At 31.2% G+C, this 324-nt stretch carries 1 protein-coding gene; it reads left to right on the top strand.

Translation table 11 applies throughout. From position 1 onward, the window contains the following. A partial coding sequence (locus KHA90_RS25190) for a hypothetical protein (RefSeq protein ID WP_213308294.1) occupies positions 1 to 324 on the top strand: 324 nt, incomplete at both ends.

Here is a 324-nt window from a genome sequence, read left to right as displayed (position 1 = left end):
CAGGCTCTATAAAACAAGTATATCCGCAAAAATGCCTGTTGGTTCTCCAAGTAGGTTTTCTACAAATTTTGCGGTTTTGGGTGCTAGTTATGAAATTTTCAAAGACACTATCGTCTTTCCTTTTACCTATGCTGAAATGATGGATCACTTTGTAAAAATAAGTGAATTCCAAATGAATAAAATTAATTCTGCAAGTACATCAAATAAATGGTGGGATTGTTTTTTGGTTTGTATAAGAACCAATGGAGATAACAAATTAGATTACGAAAGAGATATAAAAGTGGAGGGAACAACATTGTATTTTAATTTTTCTAACACTTATGA

This window comes from Flavobacterium psychroterrae (assembly GCF_018380615.1).
In the GTDB taxonomy this organism is placed as follows: Bacteria; Bacteroidota; Bacteroidia; order Flavobacteriales; family Flavobacteriaceae; genus Flavobacterium; species Flavobacterium psychroterrae.
The sequence above is the reverse complement of the archived record's forward strand: the minus strand, read 5'-3'. Positions and strand labels throughout refer to the sequence as shown.